The sequence below is a fragment of the Lactobacillus corticis genome (assembly GCF_018327645.1).
Taxonomy (GTDB): Bacteria; Bacillota; Bacilli; order Lactobacillales; family Lactobacillaceae; genus Lactobacillus; species Lactobacillus corticis.
Genome location: NZ_BMAY01000005.1, coordinates 94,539 through 114,471, shown reverse-complemented (window position 1 = coordinate 114,471; position 19,933 = coordinate 94,539). Strand labels below are relative to the sequence as shown.

16 protein-coding genes and 1 other RNA gene are annotated in these 19,933 nt (G+C 39.0%); 11 read left to right on the top strand and 6 right to left on the bottom strand.

Annotation, left to right across the window (positions count from 1 at the left end):
• Positions 1–4: 4 nt before the first annotated feature.
• The 6 genes from KI210_RS04560 to recU form a co-directional block, all read right to left on the bottom strand.
• A complete protein-coding gene (locus KI210_RS04560; protein WP_212780717.1) occupies positions 5–787 on the bottom strand; it encodes an ABC transporter permease subunit in 783 nt (260 codons plus the stop codon).
• A gap of 12 nt (positions 788–799) precedes the next feature.
• On the bottom strand, positions 800–1,786 hold the full coding sequence (locus tag KI210_RS04555) for an aliphatic sulfonate ABC transporter substrate-binding protein (RefSeq protein WP_212780716.1): 987 nt from the start codon (positions 1,784–1,786) through the stop codon (positions 800–802).
• Complete coding sequence (locus tag KI210_RS04550; RefSeq protein ID WP_212780715.1) at positions 1,773–3,305, bottom strand: AMP-binding protein; 1,533 nt, start codon at positions 3,303–3,305, stop codon at positions 1,773–1,775. Before KI210_RS04550 ends, KI210_RS04555 begins: the two co-directional genes overlap by 14 nt.
• 1 nt (position 3,306) lies before the next feature.
• Positions 3,307–4,473, bottom strand: coding sequence for an acyltransferase (locus KI210_RS04545; protein ID WP_212780714.1), 1,167 nt, complete (start codon positions 4,471–4,473; stop codon positions 3,307–3,309).
• Positions 4,474–4,709: 236 nt separating this feature from the next.
• A complete protein-coding gene (locus KI210_RS04540; RefSeq protein WP_212780713.1) occupies positions 4,710–7,028 on the bottom strand; it encodes a PBP1A family penicillin-binding protein in 2,319 nt (772 codons plus the stop codon).
• Positions 7,028–7,642, bottom strand: coding sequence for a Holliday junction resolvase RecU (gene recU, locus KI210_RS04535; protein WP_212780712.1), 615 nt, complete (start codon positions 7,640–7,642; stop codon positions 7,028–7,030). The genes KI210_RS04540 and recU overlap by 1 nt, the downstream gene beginning before the upstream one ends.
• 73 nt (positions 7,643–7,715) lie before the next feature.
• Between recU and KI210_RS04530 the strand changes: the two genes are divergently transcribed.
• From KI210_RS04530 to carB, 11 genes are all read left to right on the top strand, one after another.
• Positions 7,716–8,285 (top strand): SLOG family protein, encoded by a 570-nt coding sequence (locus tag KI210_RS04530; protein WP_212780711.1) that lies wholly within the window; start codon positions 7,716–7,718, stop codon positions 8,283–8,285.
• Between the two features lie 93 nt (positions 8,286–8,378).
• Positions 8,379–8,861 (top strand): DivIVA domain-containing protein, encoded by a 483-nt coding sequence (locus tag KI210_RS04525; protein ID WP_212780710.1) that lies wholly within the window; start codon positions 8,379–8,381, stop codon positions 8,859–8,861.
• A 26-nt stretch (positions 8,862–8,887) separates the two neighbouring features.
• An RNA gene (gene rnpB, locus KI210_RS04520) (RNase P RNA component class B) lies at positions 8,888–9,250 on the top strand.
• Between the two features lie 67 nt (positions 9,251–9,317).
• Positions 9,318–10,451, top strand: coding sequence for a THUMP domain-containing class I SAM-dependent RNA methyltransferase (locus KI210_RS04515; protein ID WP_212780709.1), 1,134 nt, complete (start codon positions 9,318–9,320; stop codon positions 10,449–10,451).
• 15 nt (positions 10,452–10,466) lie between these two features.
• Positions 10,467–11,699, top strand: coding sequence for a metallophosphoesterase (locus KI210_RS04510; protein WP_212780708.1), 1,233 nt, complete (start codon positions 10,467–10,469; stop codon positions 11,697–11,699).
• Positions 11,700–11,711: 12 nt separating this feature from the next.
• Complete coding sequence (locus KI210_RS04505; RefSeq protein ID WP_212780707.1) at positions 11,712–12,062, top strand: hypothetical protein; 351 nt, start codon at positions 11,712–11,714, stop codon at positions 12,060–12,062.
• A 73-nt stretch (positions 12,063–12,135) separates the two neighbouring features.
• The gene (gene lspA / locus KI210_RS04500; RefSeq protein ID WP_212780706.1) at positions 12,136–12,600 is read left to right on the top strand and encodes a signal peptidase II; all 465 of its coding nucleotides are present in this window, start codon (positions 12,136–12,138) and stop codon (positions 12,598–12,600) included.
• Entirely contained in the window at positions 12,600–13,511 is a 912-nt protein-coding gene (locus tag KI210_RS04495) for an RluA family pseudouridine synthase (RefSeq protein ID WP_212780705.1), read from the top strand. The genes lspA and KI210_RS04495 overlap by 1 nt, the downstream gene beginning before the upstream one ends.
• A gap of 134 nt (positions 13,512–13,645) precedes the next feature.
• Positions 13,646–15,505 (top strand): LTA synthase family protein, encoded by a 1,860-nt coding sequence (locus tag KI210_RS04490; RefSeq protein ID WP_212780704.1) that lies wholly within the window; start codon positions 13,646–13,648, stop codon positions 15,503–15,505.
• A gap of 172 nt (positions 15,506–15,677) precedes the next feature.
• The gene (locus KI210_RS04485; RefSeq protein WP_212780703.1) at positions 15,678–16,733 is read left to right on the top strand and encodes a carbamoyl phosphate synthase small subunit; all 1,056 of its coding nucleotides are present in this window, start codon (positions 15,678–15,680) and stop codon (positions 16,731–16,733) included.
• A gap of 1 nt (position 16,734) precedes the next feature.
• A complete protein-coding gene (gene carB, locus KI210_RS04480) occupies positions 16,735–19,923 on the top strand; it encodes a carbamoyl-phosphate synthase large subunit (protein ID WP_212780702.1) in 3,189 nt (1,062 codons plus the stop codon).
• Positions 19,924–19,933 lie beyond the last annotated feature (10 nt).

The following is a 19,933-nucleotide window of genomic DNA, read 5'->3' as shown; positions in this document are numbered from 1 at the left end:
CAATCTATTCTTCAGTTAAACTTCGTGCGCTATTTCGCCATTCTAAGAAGATAGTTTCTAGATTTTTGGCGATATAATTGGATAATTCACCCAAAAAGGCATAGATAATGATACATAAGTAGATTGTTTTTACATCAACATATTGTTGCGCATTGGTAGACATATAACCAATCCCTGAATCAGCTGAGACTGTCTCAGCAACAATTAAAGCTGTCCACATTGTTCCTAAAGCATATCGTACACCCATTAAGATAGTCGGCAAGGCGCCCGGGAAAATAATTTGTTTAAACATCTGTACCGTATTTAATTGATATGATTTTCCCATTTCCAATAAATCAGGATCAATTGAGGTAATCCCATGATAGGTGTTGATATACATTGGAAACAAACATGCCAATGCTACAAAACAAATCTTCGCCGGTTCGCCAATTCCTAAGATCAATACTACTAATGGGATTAAGGCCATATTGGGGATTGTCCGGAGCATTTGGATCGTTGAATCAAAGGTTTTACGGAATAGTTTACTAGTACCAGATAAGAGGCCTAAAATAAATCCCATTCCTCCGCCGATCACAAAACCACAAGTAGCTCTAAATAAGGAAATTGAAATATTTTTTTGAAGAATTCCTTTTTTCCAATCGACAATTGCTGTTTGAACAACTTCTGTAGGAGCGGGGAGAAATTCTGATTGAATCCATTTTAGTTGCACTGCCAATTGCCAAAATAGAATTATGACGATAGGTAGAAGCCATGGTAAAAATTTCTTTTTAAAGGTACTTTTTGTCATTTTTACGGCCTCCTAATTAACACTAAGATATTGTACATGACTCTTTATCTTTGGATCTTTCTTAATAACACCAGCTTTATAGAAAGTGTCGGCAATCGCTTGCGATTCTTTTATTGCAGTTTGTGTCACTGGCTCAAAATCATATTTTCTGCGGTTGATCGTGGTCTTAATTACAGATTTTTTAACACCAAGTTTTTCTGAAAGTAACTTAATAAGGGTACTATGGTGGCTATTTGCCCATTTCATATCTTGACTTAAATATTTAATTAATAACTTACTCAAAGACTTATGATTCTTGGCAAAAGTGCTGGAACTGAGGATATAACTTCGATTGTTATAATTTACATCATTACCATCTGCCAAAAGAGTAGAACCACTTAACTGTAATTGTGCCGTAGTAGGATCCCATGCCACAATAGCATCAACCTTTCCTTTAGAGTAGGCTACAGAAGCAGCATTGGTTTCCAAATTTACAAGCTTAACATCACTGGTGGATAGTCCATATTTCTTTAATAGCGCCCGTACGAAATATTCGGAAGCAGTAGACTTGGTATAAGCGATTTTCTTACCTCTAAGTTGACTGACTTTGGTAATGCCTGAAGATTTTTTTACCAGAATTCCTGTACCGTTACTCTTAACGCCACCAGTTGCGATGTAGGTTATCTTTGAACCAGCGGCAATTGCAGCAACTGGAGGTGTATCACCTGTACGAGCATAATCAATTGACCCTGAGGCCAGAGCTTCAGTTTCAGCTGCTCCAGAAGTGAACTTCTTAAATACAACGTTATATCCTTTAGCCCGCAATTTTTTCTTTAATGCACCTCGTGCAGCTGAAATTTCAATTTCGTCTCCAGAAAGGTAACCGATTTTTATGGTCGTTAATTTTTCACTGCTGTTGCCTAGATCCGTTTGTTTAAAACCATAAAAAGCGACGCAGATCCAAGCTACTAATAGAAAAAAGATAAATATTTTGCGATTTTGATGACTATTCTGATGCATGTGAAGCTTCCTCCATCTTCGTTAATTCATCTGAAAGTTTTGCTCGCAAAATTTTCCCTGTTGGGTTGAGTGGAAATTTATCAATAAAGAAAACTTTTGTTGGACAACGGTAAAGCGCTAGCTTTCCTTTACAGTAATCTATGATTTTTTGTTTAGCCTCTTGCTGATCCATTTTAGGATCATCTAAAATAACCGCTGCGGTAACGGCCTCACCATAAATTTCATCGGGAGTAGGTACTACTGCAACATTCTTAATAAAATCAAGCTCAGCTATAGTAGTTTCGACAAGAACTGGGCTAACTTTTTCTCCACCGTGATTTATAACATGTTTAATTCTGCCATCCATCCATAAATAATGATCTTTGTCAAAATACCCTAAGTCACCAGTATGGAACCAATTATCATAAAAGTCTTTTTGACTTCCTCGCAAATAATGGGTAATAACATGATCACCACGAATTACAATTTCGCCCTTAACATTGGCCTCAGTTGTGTAAGTATCTCCAGTATAAATTGCCATTTCAGTATGATAAGGTTTACCAGCAGAACCAACTTTGATCGCATCTAAGGGGTTTAAGGTACATTGACTACAAGCCTCAGTCATGCCATATCCTTCTAATAGAGGAATATGGTACGTATCCAAGAATTGACGATGACGACTAACTGATAATACAGCGGAAGCACAACGAATAAACCGCAAATGAATATTATTAGTATGACGTTTAAAAGAGTTTAAAGCATTTTCGTTTTTCAATAAGATAGTTACGATAGTTGGGACGACTGAAGACCAGGTGGCTTCTGATTCGCTAACCCAATCCCAATACCGACTGGCTGAGAACTTAGGTGCAACCACGATTCTTCCGCCGGCTAGGATAGTTGTGGTTGTTTGAATCATTTGCGCATTCATATGAAACATTGGCATTACCAAGAGTACTGTGTCGTTTGAAGTAAATTTATGACTATCCATATTATATTGAGCAGCATTTCGCATCATTTTATGAGTTAGCCCAACTTGTTTTGGTTTACCTGTTGTCCCAGATGTGTTTAGTATTAAGCCAATTGTTTCTTCAGTAATTGTGCTCGATCTTTTTGGTAGATTGTTTTTATAAAATACCACAAGTTCTGGTAATGTTTTTAAAGGTAATGGCTTACTTGCAAGATTGGTTTTTAAGGCGAATTCTTTTGCTTGTTCACTAGTCAATAAAATTAATGGATAATCATTATCATTATTATCAGCAACTAATTCTTGTGTAGGAGTTGTCCCAGAAACTGGATGGGCTGCGGCTCCAGTTCGCCACAAAGCTTGATTAATGGGGATATATGCTGCAGTATTTTTCAGGCACATAAAGACAACATCATTAGATGATAGATTAATATCTTTAAAAAATTCTTCTAGGGTAGTAACGTCATCTTCAATATCTTTGCCAGTAAACCACTTATTTAATCTAATATCTTTTAAAATCTGGCGGTCACTATTTTTCTCGATTTCTTTCTTAAGATCCTGAGTTAATCTAGTCATATTATTTTTCCTTTCTAATAAATGATCTACGTATATTTGGTCGACCGATCAATACCCCAAATGGCGGTATTTTATATAATGCATAAGCAATGATCCATGCACCAGCTAAAACGATCAGATACCCAAGTGGCACAGCTAGTAATAAAACATAGGGGTGAAAGATAAATTTTAATGATCCCAGTACTCTAGTAAGTAGAGCTATCATTATGCTATGGACCAAGTAAACCCCAAATGAAATCTGGGCCGAAAGATCAACCCACTTGATAAATAGGTTTTTATTATCACTATGTTTCTGGCGATACTGGGCATACATTAAACAAATGGTATAAATTGAAGCTACTATTGCAATTGCATAAAAGAGCATATATGGCTGGTGAATCAAATTAGCGTAGTGCTGTTTTAGCCCCAACTGATTAACGTTGAATTGGTACAACCCGAGAGTTCCTAGACAAAGCAAGAAAGTTATCGAAAAAGTTGTTTTTTTATTAGTTAATAGCCAGCTGGTGATTTTTTCATAATTGATCCAAGTGTAAGCACCAAGCACAAAATAAAATTGATAGGCAATAATATTTGTACCGTAATACTTAATGAGATAGGGCCAGCCTGTATGATCTTGGTTTGGATAGATATATTTTGCCCAAACTAAAAAAATAATTTGCAAAAGAAAACTACACAATAAGATTAATTGATGTTGACCTTTACATTTTTCAAATAGGTAAATGAGCAAAGGAAAAACCAAATAGAGCTGGAACATCATAAAGACGTAGTAAAGATAAAAATAATTTCCATGAATAATTGCATCGCTATAATGGCTTACCCAATTTGAAAAATTAAGAGAACCACTTGCAATTAGCCAAAATGTCATGTAAAAACCATTCCAAAACAAATATGGAATCCCAGATCCTAAATATCTAACTTTCCAAAAGTGCAGCCAATTTTGTTTCTCGGGGCGCTCATAATAACTTAAAAACAAAACCATACCGGTGATAAACATGAAACCAAAACGCGGAAAATGCAGCATAAGATGACTCGATACAAGTACATTGCCACTCTTGGTTTTGGTTTGTCCCAGAGCACTTGAAAAAGTAGAAGTAACATGATTGAGGACCACACCAAACATAAAAAAACAACGGGCCAAATCAACTTCATATAAATGCTTTTTTTTCATTGCCTCACTCCTTTATAATTACTGCTAATAAATACAATAGGGTTAAGGTTTGCAGATTATTGGGATTATTTGTTAACAAAATATGAACGTTTTCGATTTAAAGTGTGAATATAAACATAATACAAACGATTATTCACTCACAATAGTGTAATACTTTAGCAAAAGACGAACTTTAAATATGGCGTAAAAAAAGAGCTTCAACGATAGTTGAAGCTCTTTTGCTTGCTTATTAGCATTTAATCTTTATTATCATTATCTTGTCCATCACCTTGTTTTGAACTGGAAGAACTAGAAGAACTAGTTTTCTTAGATGATTGACTCTGAGAACCATTTTGTTGCGTAGAACTACTGGTCGATTGACTAGCCTGGCTTGAACTAGACGAAGAAGAAGAGGTATCTGCCTTTTCATCTTGATCATCATAAGAAGCAGCACTTGAGGTGACTGAACTTGATGAAGAGGTAGTTGAGCTAGTTGTTGAAGATGAACTTGAATAGCCTACCGGTCCATGTCCTTTAACAAATAATTCCCAATCGGTTCCGCTACTTGAATATTGCGGTGGGTTAGAATTCTTGACTACCCGAGTTCGAATTACCGAAGATGGCTTTTGCCAATCCACATTTTCAGCCTGCGACATCATATAAGACATCATATACTTATATATCTGCTGGGCCGCATATTGGCCATTGCCACCAATCGTCCCGTCTTTTAGATTGTCGTACCCGGTCCAAACGCTCATTACGTAACTTCTAGTATAGCCTACAAACCATGAATCTTTTGGTGTATCAGAGTAGGAAGGATACTTTTTAAGTTCAGCATCTGAATACTTAACCGTCCCAGTCTTACCGGCTTGGTAAAGACCAGAAATTTTCGCCTGTGTTCCTGAGCCGCTCTTAATAACATCCTTAAGCATATCAGTTATCATGTAGGCAGTAGACTTCTTCATAACACGAGTTCCTGAAGAATCATATGTCCTGGTAAGTCCATCTGGCGTTTCAATCTTTGAAACAAAAGTTGGCTTATGGTAAACCCCCAAGGTAGCAAAGGCCGAATATGCTCCGGCCATTTGCAGACTTGAAGCATTAGCCCCAATCGCAACGGATAAACCTTGACTATTTTTGACGGTGATGCCCATCCGTTTAACAAACTTGCTTGCTCGGCTCAAACCAACTTTGGCTAACGTTTTTACAGCTGGAACATTTCTGGATTGGGCTAGGGCATAGCGCATTGTCATATCACCCTCGTACTGATTATCCCAGTCATAAAGCTGAATATTAGTACCAGGGTAGGTGTACTTAGAGTCATCTAAAATATGGGCAGTTGACCAATTTAGATATTGAATTGCCGGGGCATAATCAAGAACTGGTTTAATCGATGACCCAGTCGATCTACCGGTTTGCACCGCTCGATCAAGTCCTAATTGAACAGATGGCAAATGTCGTCCACCCAAGATCGCTAAAACATGGCCATTGGTTGGGTCAACCAAGGTTGCTCCTATTTGCATCTTATTGTTAGTAAATGAAACCTTATTGCCATTAGCGAGGTTGTAAAGCTTTGTTTGGGCATCTTGATCAATATTAATGGTAATTTTTAAGTTATCGTTATATGGATCATAGCCTTTGCTTTCAACTTCAGAAATAACTTCCTTTATATATGGATCATCAATTTTGCGTAATTTTGATTCCTTATTCGAATGCTTCTTAACTAAGCCTTTAGTAATACTTTCATTCAAAGCTTGATTAAGTTGTGCCTTGGTGATTTTGTGGTTTTCATACATTGCCCGCAAAACAATGTCGCGACGATACTTAGCCTTTTGGGGATATAAGTATGGGTCATAGGAAACTGGAGCATTTGGCATACCAGCAATCAGAGCAGTTTGGGCTAAATCGAGTTGTTTTAAACTCTTTCCATAATAGTAATTAGCAGCCGTACCCATGCCATAGTTGCCGTAATTCATGTAGACCTTGTTGATGTAATATTCAATAATTTGGTCTTTGCTATAGTCACGCTCAACCTTCATCGCTAGCCAAGCCTCTTGTGCTTTACGCTTTAAGGTTCGCTGGGAGGTGGCAGTTGAAAAGACGGTCAATTTTACCAATTGCTGGGTAATGGTTGACCCACCGGCTGCTACTGAGTTGCTTTTAGCATTGGTCAACATCGAACCGACAATTCTGATTGGGTCAATACCCAAGCCTTCGCTATAGAAACGTTTATCTTCAACTGAGATAACAGCGTCTTTTAATTTTTGTGGAATGTTTTTATTAGAAACATAGATTCTTTTTTCTGATCCCAAAGACATTAAGAACTTGCCGTCAGAAGTGTAAAGGCTGGAAGTCCCACCACTCTGGAGCTGAGATTGGGTGATGTCTGGTGCATCCTTAGCATAATATGCAAATAAACCAATCCCAGCAACGACTAAGAGCAGTACTAACATAAAGCACCATTTTAAAACCCGTAAAACGATCCGTTTGGTGCCTCCAGGTCTTTCTTCTGGGCGTCGTCTTCCTTGGCTTCTTCGACGAGTGTTGTCTTCAATACTTCGTTTTCGATTCGCCATTAGTTTCTCCTACCTGCAATAAATTTATCGACAGCTTCAAGATACGGTAGAGTAGGGCGGAAGCCGCTCTGCAATTCAACCGCTTGTGTCGAAATCTCTTCGAGTGTCAACGAGCTTTTATTTGGCGTCCGCCAAGCATCAATGACGATACTTGCCGGTAAAGCAAAATACCTCCCCAAACTAGTGAATCCAATCAAGGTAAAACAGATGCCCGCTTGTGCTAAACACTGTTCTAAGTGGACGATCTGATGTTGATGAAAATTCTTGAGGGGAAAGTTGGTCTTATTTTTGGTCTCTTTTGCTTCAAAGTCAAGATAATAGCCTTTATAAACGCCGTTATAGTCAGTGGTCGAGGCTTGTCTAAAATAAGCTTCTCGGATCACTGCACGTGAACGTTTAGGGTAATCTACCTTAACTATTTGCACTGGGGTTGGTTTCTTGTGCACAACAGCAATGCCTTTTTCCAAATAATACTTATTAGATTCATTGATCTGCTGTTCTAAAGTCATGCCCCGATCAGAAAAATTAATTTCTTTTCGAGCTCGACGTTTAGAATGTGGCTTAAAGATTTGCCCGTTGATGGCAGCATGACTGCCAGATGGATATTTGACCATGATCTTCACTCCTGCTAGCATTATACCATATAGCAAGGAATTAACTTTTGACGAAAGGGGCTTCAAATTAAGGATGTTGCGAATGTGGGTGACTGGCTATCGTAGCTATGAGCTGAATACATTTGGTAATAACGACCCCAAAATCACAGTCATTAAGTTTGCTTTAAAAAACTACCTAACTGATCTACTGGATAATGCAGAATTAGACTGGTTGATCACCGGTCCTAACCTCGGGGTAGAGCAATGGGTGGCAGAATGCGCATTAGAGTTGCGGTCTGAATATCCATTGCGACTAGCAATTATGACGCCTTATGAAAACTTTGCGGATCGGTGGAATGAAACCAATCAAGCTAAGTTTGCGCAATTAACCAGCAATGCGGATTTTTATGCATCAACTTCGAACACTCCTTATCAGGGACCAATGCAGCTGCGCAACTATCAAAATTTTATGCTGACCCATACTGACCGAGCTTTGATGATTTACGATCCTGAACATCCCGGAAAACCCAAGTTTGATTATCAAGCAATAGAAAATTATCAAAAGGGGCACGAGTATCCACTGGACATAATTGATTTTTATGATCTTCAGGATGCGGCTGACGAATACGCTGAACTTCACCGTCCCGATAATTATGACTACTGAGAATCTAAAGGTTTAGTTAAACTAATAATTCTTATTTTACCCTTAACGGCTTTTTGCTAAAATAAGATTGATATACAAAGGAGTTGCTATTAAATGGCAGATTTAAAAGATATTAAACTTTCAGCACAAGACATCCTGAAAAAGCAGTTTAGAAACAAGGTCAAGGGCTATGACCCAGATGAGGTTGACCATTACTTAGATGACATTATTTCCGACTATGAGCACTTCGGTCAGGTGGTCGAAGATTTATATGGTAAAATTGGCGACCTCCAAGGACAATTATTGGAAGCCCAAAAAGCCCAAAAGGCTGCTGAAACGCGTGCTCAGAATGCCGAAAGACAGGTACAGGCACTTGAAGCTCAGCAAGCTGCTCCAGTGGCACCTGCGCCAGCAGCGCAACCAGCTGAAGAGATTAAGACCTATACTCCTCAGGCCCAAAGATACGCCAATGAAGAGAGTATTCAACCAGCAAATGGGGAAATTTCAACCAATATGGCGATCATTCAAAGAATTTCGACTTTGGAAAGAAAAGTCTACAACCTTGAGCAACGAGTATATGGCTTACAAAATCGCTAATCTTTGGTATAATTACTAACAGCGCAAATTTTGAGTAGTCGCGGTTAGCAACTGCTAGCTGAGGAAAGTCCACGCACGCACAAGCTGCGATGCTTGTAGTGATCGTATTCAGCCCAATAAGCTGGAGGAAGGTAAACTTCACGGCGGAAAAAGTGCTAAGTCTTTGATATGCATGATTATCCTTGAAAGTGCCACAGTGACGAAGCAGAATTGGAAACGATTCTGGTGGAACGAGGTAAACCCTGCGAGTGTGCAACCCAAATTTGGTAGGGGCGTCTCGGCCTAAGGAAATGAACTAAAGGTCGGATTATTACTTTAGTAATAAAGATAGATGGCTACTGAAGGTGGCTTTTGCCAAGAGCCACTCGAACAGAACGTGGCTTATAGAAATTTGCATGGCAAGTTGAGCTTCATCGGAGCTCAACTTTTTTCTTTGACAAAAAAGTGAGTGAAAATATGACAAAATATCAATTATATGCAACCATGGGTGCTGGCTTTGAAAGCGTCACAGCCAAAGAATTGCAGCATTTAGGCTATGAAACCAGAACTGAAAATGGTCGTGTCTTTTTTGAAGGTGACCAAGCTGATATCGTCCGGACTAATTTGTGGCTGCGGACCGCTGATCGGGTAAAGATTCTGTTACAAGAATTTAAAGCTGTTAGTTTTGAAGCTCTTTTTGACCAAGTCTATCAATATGACTGGGCCCAATTATTGCCGGTCGATGCTAAATTTCCTGTAAAGGGAAAAGCTGTTAAATCAAAACTGCATTCTGAACCTGATGTCCAAGCAATTGTCAAAAAAGCCATTGTTAATAAAATGACTGACCAATACCACCGCCGTGGCTTTTTGCCTGAAACAGGGGCAGTTTATCCTTTGGAAGTAAGGATCTATAAGGATGTAGTGCGCGTTTCATTAGATACAACTGGAGAAAGTTTATTCAAGCGTGGTTATCGGGCAGCCCACGGTGGAGCGCCTTTAAAGGAAAACTTTGCTGCTGGCTTGTTACGTTTGACGCCTTACAATGGTACGCACCCGCTAATTGATCCAATGACAGGTTCAGGAACGATTGCCATTGAGGCTGCCCTTATTGGAAAAAATATCGCACCTGGTACTTGGAGAAAATTTGCTTTTGACCAATTTGACTGGTTTGATGCTAGCCTGCATCCCGAGCAATTAGCCGAAGCAAAAGCTGCCGTGAAAGAACTAGAGGCGCCAATTTGGGCCAGTGACATCGATCAATCTATTTTAAGCGTGGCCAAGCTTAATGCTCATCAAGCGGGCGTTTTGCAGGATATCCAATTTAAGCAAGTGGCAGTGAAAGATTTCAAGACGGATTGGGAAAACGGCATAATTATTGCAAATCCGCCTTATGGCAAACGGTTAAAGGATAAGCAGGGAGTTGCCAAGCTTTACCGTGAGATGGGAGAGAGTCTGCGTCCCTTAAATACTTTTAGCCAGTACTACTTAACCAGTGCACCATTTTTTGAAGAATGCTTTGGGCAAAAAGCTACCAAAAAGCGTAAACTTTTTAATGGAAATTTGCGTGTAGACTTTTACCAATATTGGAGTAAAGACTTAAAGAAAAAATAATATGGAAGGCTCAGAATGCTGACAGATGAAGTAAATACCAACATTTGGGTAATTTCAGATACACATTTAATTGCTGATCACATGCATGATAGCGGTCAGGCTTTTGCTCGCATGCAAAAAACTAGTCAAGGAAAAGATTTATATTTCCAAGAAACTGCCTTAAAGGCTTTTGTTCGGTATGCTAACCAGGAAAAACCTGCTGCGATCGTCGTTACCGGTGATGTCACTTTTAACGGTGAACGTGAATCAATTAAGGAATTTGCCAAAATCTTTAGTCATTTAAAAACCTCCAAATTACTCGTCGTGCCGGGAAATCACGATATTTTTGATGGTTGGGCAAGAGAATTTCATGGCAAAAAACAATATTATGCTGGTGAGATTAGCCCGATGACTTGGAAGTTTACCTTTAATGATTTATATCAGCACGCTGCCAGCTGCGACCCGAACAGTTTGGCCTATGCCGTCCAATTGAATCAATACTATTATCTATTAATGTTGGATTCAAACTATTATGGCAAAGAAGAAACAACCTCCGCACCGCATACTAGAGGTGGAATTTCCAAGTTAGAATTAAAGTGGATTGAAGAGCAGCTGAGATACGCATCAAGTCAAAATCTGCGTCCTTTGATCTTTATGCATCATAATCTCTATGCGCATAATCCTGCGGTTAATCGAGGTTATGTGTTGGATAACGCCAATGAATTGCGTCGTCTTTGCGCCCGCTATAATGTAAAATTAGCTTTTTCGGGTCATATTCATGCTCAAAATATTATGGGGCCACAGGATATGACGCCGACAACTGAGATTACTACATCTTGTTTTTCTTCTTGCGACCAAGGATATGGTGAAGTCAGACTCCATTCAAGGCATATCACCTATAACCGCAAAACCTTTAACATGACGCCGTATTTAACTAAAGAAGAGGCCAAGGACTATACTCTGACCCATTTTCATGATTATTTAGAAAAACTCCAATTAGGAGCGATAGCTGCTGATTTAATGCAAACCGATCTAAAAGTACACCATAATCGGCTAGAACTAATTCGAGAAATGGGAAATATGTTTGCCAGAATGAACTTTAATTATTACACTGGCCATAATCATATTTCGCAAGCGGAGTTGAACCAAATCCACGCCTCAGAGGCCTATCAAACTTTGATTGCTCAACATCCCGAGTTTAGACTATATTTGGAGACTTTATATGATACGACCAACCATAGCAATTTGCATGTTAAAATTCGTTACTAAGGTGGAATAAAAATGAAAAAGCATTTGATATTTTTAGGACCTACTGCAGTAATTTATTACAGCTGGCTATTCATGGTCTTACTATTGGCAATAATCTTAGCCTATGAAGGAAATCAAGCAGTCGTGCCGTCAGCAATTATTACCAGTGTGATTTTTTTACTTTTGCTTGCTTATACAATCTGGCAATCTTATTACTTTGAAACACGCCGCCAATTGAAATTGCCCTATAAAAAACAACTCGTGGTCCTTAAAGAACCAGAGCTGATTAAACAAGGACGTTGGTTTGATCGTTATTCTGCTCAAATCAGCCATTATCAATCAATCCAATATTTGGTAAAGCGATCCAAAAAGTCTAACAAATAAACGGCCTGGTCCGACCTTTTTACGCGGAGGGCCGTTTTGTTATAATTAGACCATCAACAAAGGGAGTAGAAAGATGGCACAATTTTTATATTTAATCATTTCATTAATAATTGTAGTTGCTGATCAAGCTCTAAAACATTATATTGTAGTGAACTATGCAGTAGGGGAAATCCATACCGTGGTTCCTGGGCTATTTTCGTTTAATTATCTAAGAAATAACGGAGCAGCCTGGAATATTTTACCGGGCAAAATGGGACTATTTTACATAATTAGTATTATTGCAATTATCGTCTGTATTTATTTTATATTTAACCCTAAATATCGTCAGCCCTTATTTTCTGTAGGATTGGCCTTTGTTCTTGGTGGTATTATTGGCAACTTTATTGATCGCTTACATTTAAAATATGTAGTTGACATGATTCAATTGGATTTTATTAACTTCAATATTTTTAATTTAGCCGATTCTGCGATTACTATCGGAGTCATAATTCTGATGATATATTTAATTTTCTTTGATCAAGAAGAAGGAGGCAAATAATGGTTGGTCACTATGAATTAAAGCCGGTTCAAGCTGAAGGACGGATTGATAAATACCTCGCCAATGAATTGCCTGACTTATCACGGTCAAGGATTAAAGAACTTATTAAAAGCGGGGCCGTCAAAGTAAATGGACAAACCACCAAAGTTTCATACCAGGTTGAAGCAGGGGATAAGATCATGCTGGAAGTGCCGCCAGTAGCTCCGCTAAAACTAGAAGCGGAAGACATTCCACTTGATATTGTCTATGAAGATCATGACGTAATCGTAGTTAACAAACCACAAGGAATGGTCGTTCACCCCGCAGCTGGTCATCCCAACCATACCTTGGTCAATGCCTTGCTTTACCATACTAAGGATTTGGCAGCCAGTCCTGAAGGCTTTCGTCCAGGGATTGTGCACCGCATCGATAAAGATACCTCAGGCTTGTTAATGATCGCCAAAAATGCTAAAGCGAGAGAAAGTCTAGAAGCTCAATTAGCAGCTAAAACTAACGAACGCCTTTATTTAGCCATTGTCCATGGTAATTTCAGCGAACAAGCAGGCGTAATTGATGCCCCGATTGGCCGTGACCATGGAGATCGGAAAAAGATGGCAGTTGTTGAAAATGGCAAAAAAGCAATTACCCATTTTAAGGTGCTGCAGCAATTCAAAAATTATAGTTTGGTTCAGTGTCGTCTTGAAACCGGCAGAACTCATCAAATTAGAGTTCATATGGCCTACATCGGGCATCCGGTTGCCGGGGATCCTTTATATGGGCCGAAAAAAACTTTGAAGGGCCAAGGACAATTCTTACATGCTGCCACCTTGGGTTTCAAGCAGCCCACAACTGGTAAAGACTTACAATTCTCAGTACCAGCACCAGAAAATTTCCAAGCTGCTTTGGCAGAACTAGAGAAAACCGCTAATTAGTTAAAAAGCATATTCTCACGGATATGCTTTTTATAATCGCTTCATTTATTTTCCGATTTTTGCATAAATATAGACTTTTTATTTTTAATTGCTATAATATTAAACGTTTGAAATTATAAACGAAAGGTATAGTTATGAAACAGCGAAATAAAGACAGCGAACAACAAACTAAAACGATGAGCAAAGTGGTAACCTTCATTTTGTTTTTCTTCAGTTTTCTTTTTATCCTCTTAGCTTTATCAGCCAGATGGGGATCGGCAACCTGGGGAAATTTGTCGATGGATGAGTTAATTTTCACACTGTCACAGTCGCTTACGGGAACTGGTCAAGGCATGATCGGAAAGTATATATTCCATACTATTGTACCAACGATCTTTTTATTGATAGGCGCATTGGCTATTTACTTTTTGGCCAAGAGAAATAACTGGGAGCGGCGCTTCTTACAAGGACTCTTCCTCGTATCAACCATTTTAGTAGTTTACTATGGTGGTGGTTTTATTCATAAGGTTGACGCAATCAATTACTTTCTTGAACAAAACCAAAAGTCAAATTTCATTGAAGCCAATTATGTTGATCCTGCTAAGACTAAATTAACTTTCCCTAAGAAAAAACGCAATTTGATCTATATCTATCTCGAATCAATGGAAATGACGTCAACTTCTAAGGCAAATGGCGGTAATTTCAACAAAGATTTGATTCCTGAATTGACTAAACTTTCGCAAGAGAATGAAAACTTTTCTGGTTCGTCCAAAAAATTAGATGGTGGTTATTCACTTCCAGGGTCTACCTGGACTATGGGCGGAATCTTTGCCCAGTCATCTGGCTTACCCCTAAAAACCAATATTGGGCAAAATAGTATGAGTACTCAGTCGACATTCTTTCCTAACATAACTACTTTGGGAGACATTTTAGCTAAAGAAGGGTACAACCAGACCTTTATGTTGGGCTCGAACGCTTCGTTTGCAGGACGGCGAACATTCTTTAAGGACCATGGCGATTTTGATATTGAAGATTATCCCGCAGCTAAAAAGGAAAATTTAATCGGCAAGAACTATAAGGTATTCTGGGGCTATGAAGATAGCAAGCTATTTAGTTTTTCTAAGCGTCAACTTAATAAAGTAGCCGCTGGCTCTAAACCGTTTAACTTTACCATGCTTACAGTCGATACGCACTTCCCAGAAGGCTATAAAGACCTTAATTACCAAAATAAATTCAATGATCAGTATTTAAATGTAATGAACGCTTCTTCTAGACAAGTTGCTGACTTTATTAGCTGGGTCCAAAAACAGCCATGGTATAAAAATACGACAATTGTAATTAACGGTGACCATCCAACGATGTCTCAAAGTTACACCAAAAAAGTTAACCCGAATTACACTAGAAAAACCTATACTGCTTATATCAATGCAGCCGTTAAGCGCCAAACTAAGGGAAGAAGAACTTACAGCACCATGGACAACTTCCCAACTACTTTGGCTGCTCTTGGAGTAAAAATCAAAGGAAATCGTTTAGGAACTAACTTGTTCTCAGAAACGCCAACCTTGTCCGAAAGATACGGTTATGCCAAACAAACCCGTGAGTTAAAGAGAACCTCAAAATATCTCAATCAGTTGGAAAAAATGACCGACGTCGAAGCTGCCAAAGAAATGTTCTACGAAAAAGCCAAGAACAAAGGCAAACACAAGGCTGAGCTAAAGATTACCAAGGTCAAGGGTAAAAAGCTGCAGGTAACTTTCTATGATTTTCGTCACGATAAAAAGATTGTTACCATGTATCTCAAGGCTTCAACTAATAAGTTAATTAAGAAACCGCTTGTTGTTGCCAAGATGCATTTAGTTGAGAAAAAGCCGCTCTTATACAAGGGAACAATCGATGTGTCTGATCTAAAATCCAAAAAGTTTTATCTAGAAGTTTCATATAATGACCCTGAAGCAATTAATTATCCGTTAGGGAGAAAATATGTCGACCTTGATAAATTAACCGTTAAAAACTAGTATTTTGACCAGCAAAAACTTCCGAGAAAATCGGAAGTTTTTTGTATTTATAATTAACCCATTGCTCCTCAGATAATGGTAAGATAATGGCATGTGCTAGTGCTAGTTGTGTTTGGCTAAATTTAAATATAAGCTATAATTAATAACACTATTAGTTAGAAAAGGGCAGAGTATGAAGAGATATTTGATTCTTGAAGATGGAAGCTTTTTTGCTGGGGAAGGCATTGGGGCACCAATCATCTCCACTGGCGAATTGGCTATCCACACCGGAAATTATGGCTTCCAAGAAGCGTTGACCGATCCTACCAATGCAGGGAAAATTTTAGTTTTTACCACCCCGGTGATTGGGGCAACTGGAATCAATACTATTGATTATGAAAGTATTGATCCACTTGTTAAAGGGGTAATTATAAACGATGTTTCGCTAAATATTTCAGATAGCGTCAATTTTTTGTCGCTAGATAATTTTCTTCGCGAAAAGAAAGTCCCGGCGATTTACAATATTGACACTCGTGCGTTAGTCAAATGTGCTCTCAAACAAAAGATTATTAAAGCTTCGATTATGGATACCAATGATGATCATGCTTTTGATCAAATCCGTGCTTTGGTCTTGCCCAAAAACAAATCTGCAACATTTTCAACCAAGAATGCTTATGCCGCACCGAATGTTGGCCGTTCAGTAGCCGTCCTAGATTTAGGCTTGAAACATTCAATGCTGCGTTCCTTATCACTCAGAAAGGTTAATATCACGGTTTTGCCATACAATGCCCGGCCTACGGATATTAAAAATTTACGACCAGATGCCCTGGTAATTTCAAATGGACCAGGAAAGTCTGAAGAATTGCTGCCAACAATTCAACCGGTCCTTGAAACTTTTTACAGCAAAATGCCAATTCTAGGTATTGGATTGGGGTTTTTAGTAATTTCTAAATTCTTAGAATTTGAGTTAGCAGAATTACCTTTTGAATTTAATGGAACAAACTTTCCCGTAATCGAACAAAATTCCGATCGAATCTGGCAAACAGGAATGAATATCGATGAATTGGTTTATCCAGACAGTATTAACCTCAACATGGACCAAGAGTATTTTGATATCCATACCGACCTGGTAGCCGGCTACGTCAACCACGAACATAAGATTGTGGCAACGGCCTTTAATCCTGAAGGGTCGCCTGGAGGTTGGGAAGCCTCAAGAATATTTGATATTTTTTTACAAATGGTGAGTTAATATGCCAATAGAAAATGAACTAAGCAAAGTTTTAATTATCGGGTCTGGCCCAACCATCATCGGAAGCGTTGCCGAAATGGACACCTTAGTTACCGATGCAATTGATGCCTTTACCCAAGAAGGCATTCAAGTGGTCATTGTCAATCCTAATCCCGCAACTATTTCTACTGACAAACGCAGTGGGGTAACGGTATACATGGAACCAATGACCTTGCCATTTATGAAGCGAATATTGCGGATGGAAGAACCTGATGCCATCATGCCAGCTTTTGGAGCTACTAATGCCCTAAAGATTATGTTTAGTCTGTTTCAAGATGGCATTATCCAAGCTATGCACATCCGTTTATTAGGATTTAATCAGCAAATTCAAGCAATTGGAGATCCGGAAAAACGATCGGCTTTTCTGCGAAAGTTAAAAATCCCAGTTGGACAAACCTGGTATTTAAGTAGTAAAAACGGCATCATCGGTGAGCAATTGGATGCATTAATGCCTGATTTACATTTTCCGATCCTAGTAAAAAAAGCAAATCAATTTAGCAAAACGGAACATTATCACTTTCAAGATGAGTCAAGCCTAAGAAAGTATTTCAGGCTAGAAAGTCAAAGCGATAATTTTTCGGCACATGACTATCGCTTAATTGAGGACCTTTCTACTTGGGAAGAAATTACTTGCAATGTCATCCGGGACCAAGACGGAAATTGTGTTTTTGTCAATTTTGTTAGTTCTATGGAGCCGGTTCAAATTAATGCAGGCGACTCTACTGAAGTAATGCCAGCTCTTAGTTTGAACAATGACCAAATTCAACGCATCAAAGCGATGGTGCGCAAAATTGTTAACCAGTTGAATTTGACTGGAATTATGAGCATGCATTTTGCCGTCAAGCATGCTGGGACAAAGTTTGAAGCCAAGTTGCTCACGATGCGTCCTTGGCTAACCAAATCTGCTATTTGGGCCCAAAAGGCTATGCTGTATAACGTTGGTTATGTTCTTAGCAAAGTTGTCTTAGGCTACCGGCTGAATGAAATCATTGACCCGGAGTCCGGGATGAATGCGGCGATCGAACCAGTAACTGATACCATTAGTGTTAGAATGCCTTTCTGGTCACTGACTGAAAGTGGTCAGAATCATTACCACTTAAATGGGCAGATGCAGGCTAGTGGAGAAGCCCTTGGTTTAGGCCATAACTTTGAATCAGCTTTTATGAAAGCCTTGTTTAGTACGCATGATCTAAAACTGGCCCGACAAATATTTAAGCAAAATGAAGATAAAAGTTTAGCACAACTCGTGGCTGAATTACGTCAGCCTGACGACCAACATTGGTTGAAACTTATCGTTGCTTTGGTCAAAGGTATTTCATTAGAGCACTTGCAAGAAATCACGCATCTGCACCCAGTATATTTGCAAAAGCTAGTTTCAATTGTCAGAATTGGCCAAATGCTCCTCAAAGTCCGGGAAAGTCACCAAATTGCTGACAACCTTTTAAGAAGAGCAAAAGAACGAGGCTTCTCAACCGAATTAATCTCACTGCTTACCAAGTTGCCACCAGCAACTATTGCCAAACAAGAAGCAGCGAGCGGTTTGGTTCCAGCTTATATTCAGCTAGATGGTACAGCTGGATATTATCAACCAAAGGTTAATGCCTTTTATAGTGCCTATGGGGTTCAAAATGAGGCAGAACCGTTAAGAGCCCAAAAAAAGATTTTAATTGTTGGCATGTTGCCGTTACAAGTTTCTTTGACCAGTGAATTTGATTATATGGTTGCACATTCAATACAAACTTTACATAATAATGGTTATGCCACTGTAATGATTTCTAATAACGATGAGGCAATTTCTAATCGCTATCGTAATTTAGATCGAATTTATGTTGAACCAATCACGGTTGAAAATATTTTACAAATCGCGCAACATGAAGGCATTAAGGAAGTAATGTTGCAATTCTCTGGCAAACAAGTAATTAGGCTAGCTCATGCACTCGCCCAAAGCGGCTTGTCAATTATTGGCGGAAATAATGGCATGAAATATCGCATGCATCAACTGTTGGATCATCCCTTGGCGGGGCTAGAACATGTACCATCGATAGTTACTCAAGAAACGGCTGATGTTGAAGGTTTTGTCACTAGATATGGCTTTCCAGTATTAATTGGCGGCATCAGCTCGGGGATAAAACAAAAATCAGCTGTCGTGTATGATAAGCCGGCACTGGAGCAATATCTCACGCAACACACCTGGGATCAAATTACCGTTTCGCGTTTTATCGAGGGCGAAAAATATGAAGTTACGGGAATTACTGATGGTCAAAAAGTGACAATCCCGGGTATTATCGAACATCTAGAACAGACCGGTTCTCACGCTTCTGATTCAATTGCGGTTTTTCCGCCCCAGAATTTACTGCCCGCAGACCGTGACCTTATGGTTAATTCAACAATTGATATGTTGAAAGCCTTGAAGAGCAGGGGGATTTATAATCTGCACTTTTTGAAAGCTCATGATCGAATCTATCTCTTGCAGATAAAGCCTTTTGCGGGACATAACGTGGCCTTCCTGTCACAGGCAGCTGGTAAAGATATTACCCAAACGGCTACTGAAGTTCTGATTGGAAAACAACTGTCCGATCTAGGTTTTAAAGAAAAACTATGGGAAACCAATCAGCTTATTCATGTTAAAATGCCTGTTTTTTCTTACATGGATTACGAGAGCGATAATAAATTCGACTCAAAAATGAAATCTTCTGGCTCGGTCATGGGCCGAGATGCAGAACTTGCTAAAGCATTATATAAAGGCTATGAGGCAAGCGATTTACCAATTCCAAGCTACGGTACGATCTTTATCTCTGTACGGGACCAAGATAAACAAAAAGTAACTCAGTTAGCTCGTCGTTTTCACCAACTAGGGTTTAAGATTGTGGCTACTGAAGGTACAGCCAATATGTTCGCCGAGGCAGGAATTACCACAGGAGTTGTCGCCAAGATTCATGATAATCCGAGAAATCTTTTGGAAAAGCTGCGCCAACATAAAATAGTAATGGTTATTAATATTACTAATCTCTCAGATGTTGCCAGCCAAGACGCTACTGCAATCCGTGATCAAGCCTTAAAGACTCATATACCAGTTTGTTCAACAATTGAAACAGCAGAACTAGTGATTGAAGTATTAGAGTCCTTGGCCTTAACAACTTTGCCAATGTAAAAACGATCCA